Genomic DNA, 3867 nt, shown 5'->3' with positions numbered 1-3867 from the left:
CCTGTGCATCCCCCCCCCCCGCTTTCCTCGCCGCACCACCCTGCCGAACCACCACTCGGGCCCCCGCCTCAGCCATGAATGCCATCGCCCAGCCTGTTCCCGCACCGTCCCTCCGCGACCTGCGTGATGCCCGCAACGACAAACTGTTCCGCTGGGTCCTGATCGCCACCGTCATCCTGGTGCTGGTCGCCCTGGCCTGCGCCGCGCTCTCGATGCTGTGGGGCGGCCGCCATGCCCTGCAGGAGCAGGGCCTGAGCTTCTTCTACTCCTCCGAATGGAATCCGGTCGAGAACAAGTTCGGTGCACTCGCACCGATCTACGGCACCCTGGTCACGGCCCTGATCGCGATGGTCATCGCGGTGCCGGTGAGCTTCGGTATCGCCTTCTTCCTGACCGAGGTCGCCCCGCGCTGGCTGCGTGGCCCGGTCGGTACCGCCATCGAACTGCTGGCCGGTATCCCCTCGATCATCTACGGCATGTGGGGCCTGTTCGTGCTGGTCCCGGTAATGACCGAGTACGTCACCCCGTTCCTCAATGATCACCTGGGCACGCTGCCGATCATCGGCCCGCTGTTCCAGGGTCCGCCGCTGGGCATCGGCGTGCTCACCGCCGGCTTCGTGCTGGCGATCATGGTGATCCCCTTCATCTCCTCGGTGATGCGCGAAGTATTCCTGACCGTGCCGACCCGCCTGAAGGAATCGGCCTATGCGCTGGGTTCCACCAAGTGGGAAGTGAGCTGGGACATCGTGCTGCCCTACACCCGCTCGGCGGTGATCGGCGGCATCTTCCTCGGCCTCGGCCGTGCCCTGGGTGAAACCATGGCGGTGGCCTTCGTGATCGGCAACAGCGTGCGCCTGTCGCCGTCGCTGCTTGAACCGGGCACCACCATTGCCGCCCTGATCGCCAACGATTTCGGCGAAGCCACCGAAACCTACCGCTCGGCACTGCTGCTGCTCGGCTTCGTGCTGTTCCTGGTGACCTTCGTGGTGCTGGCGATCGCCCGCCTGATGCTGATGCGCCTGGCCCGCAAGGAGGGCAACTGATGTCCACCGCCAACGCCCAACCGCTGTACCTGCGCCGCCGCATCGTCAACGTGGTCGCACTGCTGATGTCCTGCCTGACCGCGCTGTTCGGCCTGTTCTTCCTCGGCTGGATCCTGTGGACGCTGGCCTCCAAGGGCCTGGCCGGCATCAACCTGGATCTGTTCACCAAGATGACCCCGCCGCCGATGCAGGACGGTGGCCTGGCCAATGCCTTCTTCGGCAGCGCGGTGATGTGCGGCCTGGCCATCGCCATCGGGACGCCGCTCGGCGTGCTGGCCGGCACCTGGCTGGCCGAGTACGGCAACTTCCGCAAGACCGGCACGGTGGTCCGCTTCGTCAACGACATCCTGCTCTCGGCGCCGTCGATCGTGCTGGGCCTGTTCGTCTACACGCTGTACGTGATGCAGACCGGTGGCCAGTTCTCGGCCTTCGCCGGTGCGCTCTCGCTGGCCTTCATCGTGCTGCCGGTGGTGGTGCGTACCACCGATGAAATGCTGCGCCTGGTGCCTTCGCAGATGCGTGAAGCGGCCCTGTCGCTGGGCATCCCGCAGTGGAAGGTGACGGTGCAGGTGCTGTACCGCAGCGCCGCCGCCGGCATCGTGACCGGCATCCTGCTGGCACTGGCCCGCATCTCCGGTGAAACCGCCCCGCTGCTGTTCACCGCCTTCGGCAACCAGTACTGGAACAGCAACGTGTTCCAGCCGATGGCGTCGGTGCCGGTGGTGATGAACCAGTTCGCCGGCAGCCCGTACGAATCCTGGCAGGTACTGGCCTGGGCCGGCGCGCTGGTGCTGACCGTGTTCGTGCTGCTGGTCAGCCTTTCCGCGCGCGGCATCCTGCTGCGCAACCGTATCTCCCATGACTGACCTTTCCACGGACATCGCCATGAACGATCTCTCCAACGCCGTGCCGATGCAGCGCATCGTGGTCCCGGCCTCGCATGAAAGCCTGCAGACCCCGGCGCCGATCAAGCTGGCCGCACGTGGGCTGGATTTCTACTACGACAAGTTCCACGCGCTGAAGGGCATCGACCTGGAGATTCCGGAAAAGCGTGTCACCGCGCTGATCGGTCCCTCCGGCTGCGGCAAGTCCACGCTGCTGCGCATCTTCAATCGCATCTACGCGCTGTACCCCAAGCTGGAAGCGCGTGGTGAAGTGATGCTGGACGGGGAGAACATCCTCTCGCCGAAGTACCCGATGAACCGCCTGCGCAGCAAGGTCGGCATGGTGTTCCAGAAGCCGGTGCCGTTCCCGATGACCATCTTCGAGAACGTGGCCTACGGCATCCGTCACCACGAAAAGCTCTCCAAGTCGGAGATGACCGATCGTGTCGAGCAGGCCCTGCGCCAGGGCGCGCTGTGGGACGAGGTGAAGGACAAGCTCAACCAGAGCGCGCTGGGCCTGTCTGGTGGCCAGCAGCAGCGCCTGTGCATCGCGCGCGCCGTGGCCCTGCGCCCGGACGTGCTGCTGCTCGACGAGCCGACCTCGGCGCTGGACCCGATCTCCACCAGCCGCATCGAGCAGCTGGTCGAAGAGCTCAAGCACGATTACACCATCGTGATCGTGACCCACAACATGCAGCAGGCCGCGCGCGTGTCCGATTACACCGCCTTCATGTACCTGGGCGACCTGATCGAACACGACCGCACCGAAGTGATCTTCTCCCAGCCCAACAAGCAGCAGACCGAAGACTACATCACCGGCCGCTTCGGCTGATCGGTGCTGTCCCCTCACCGAATGTCCCAGCCAGGCATGGCCTGGCACTACCCGGATTGCAGACCATGAATCTTCCCAACGACCACATCGTCAAGAGCTACGACGAAGAACAGCAGCGCCTGGTGGCCGAGATCGTGCGCATGGGCGAGATGGCGGTCGCGCAGCTGGAGGCGTCCATGGACGTCATCGAGAAGCGCGACGAGAACGCCGCCCAGCGCATCATCGCCAACGATGAAGCCATCGACCAGCTTGAGCAGCACATCAGCCACGACGTGATGCGCCTGGCGCTGCGCGGGCCGATGGCACGCGACCTGCGCGAGATCCTGGCCGGCCTGCGCATCCCGGCCGATATCGAACGCATCGGCGACTACGCGGCCAACGTGGCCAAGCGCTCGATCGCCCTGAGCAAGGTGCCACCGCTGCCGCAGATCCAGGGCCTGCGCGCCCTGGGCCGGCTGGCCGCACAGCAGGTGCGCCGCGCGATCGAGGCCTACCGCGACAACGACGCCGCCGCGGCGCTGGAACTGCGCGACGATGACGCCCGTCTGGACGCGCAGTACACCGCGCTGTTCCGCGAGCTGCTGACGTACATGATGGAAGACCCGCGCAACATCACCCCGTGCACGCACCTGCTGTTCATGGCCAAGAACCTGGAGCGCGTGGGCGACCATGCGACCAACATCGCCGAGAACGTGTGGTTCCTGGTGCATGGCGAGCAGGCGCTGCCGCCGCGTGAGAAGCGCGACGAGACCAGCAGTACCGATCACGTCTGAGCGCATGCCTTAAAAACGGAAAGCAAACGCCGCTGCCTTCGGGTGGCGGTTTTCTTTTTTGTGGCTGGAAAGTCCTGGCGCGGTGAGGGCGCTGCAGGTGTCTCCGTTCGAGCCTTGGCGCGAGCGTTAGCGCCCCGAAGCGACCGGCGGGCCCCTCGGCAAATGTCCCTCGGCCGACGCCTCGCGGCGACGGCCTCCTCCTTGATTTTGCCCAGGGGCCTGCCAGCCGCTACGGGGCTCGCGTGTTGGACGACTCCGCGAAATCGTGCCTTTCTGTGGGCGCGCAGGGTCTCGAGTCGCTGGGTCGTGATGCCCTTGTCGGCGAACTCAAGGAG

Annotated in this window: 4 protein-coding genes; all 4 read left to right on the top strand. The window is 65.7% G+C overall.

Annotated features, from left to right (window positions below; all coding sequences use genetic code 11):
• Positions 1-74: 74 nt before the first annotated feature.
• The 4 genes from pstC (at position 75) to phoU (ending at position 3532) form a co-directional block, all read left to right on the top strand.
• A complete protein-coding gene (pstC, locus tag ACE026_RS09055) occupies positions 75-1043 on the top strand; it encodes a phosphate ABC transporter permease subunit PstC (protein WP_121041561.1) in 969 nt (322 codons plus the stop codon).
• A complete protein-coding gene (gene pstA / locus ACE026_RS09050) occupies positions 1043-1909 on the top strand; it encodes a phosphate ABC transporter permease PstA (RefSeq protein WP_121041559.1) in 867 nt (288 codons plus the stop codon). Before pstC ends, pstA begins: the two co-directional genes overlap by 1 nt.
• A gap of 19 nt (positions 1910-1928) precedes the next feature.
• Entirely contained in the window at positions 1929-2759 is an 831-nt protein-coding gene (gene pstB / locus ACE026_RS09045) for a phosphate ABC transporter ATP-binding protein PstB (RefSeq protein ID WP_070471812.1), read from the top strand.
• 65 nt (positions 2760-2824) lie between these two features.
• Positions 2825-3532: a phosphate signaling complex protein PhoU gene (phoU, locus tag ACE026_RS09040; protein WP_152151802.1), complete on the top strand. Its 708-nt coding sequence runs from the start codon at positions 2825-2827 to the stop codon at positions 3530-3532.
• Positions 3533-3867 lie beyond the last annotated feature (335 nt).

This window comes from Stenotrophomonas sp. AGC87 (genome assembly GCF_057333975.1).
Note: the sequence above shows the minus strand (reverse complement) of the source record. Positions and strands in the feature narration are given on the sequence as shown.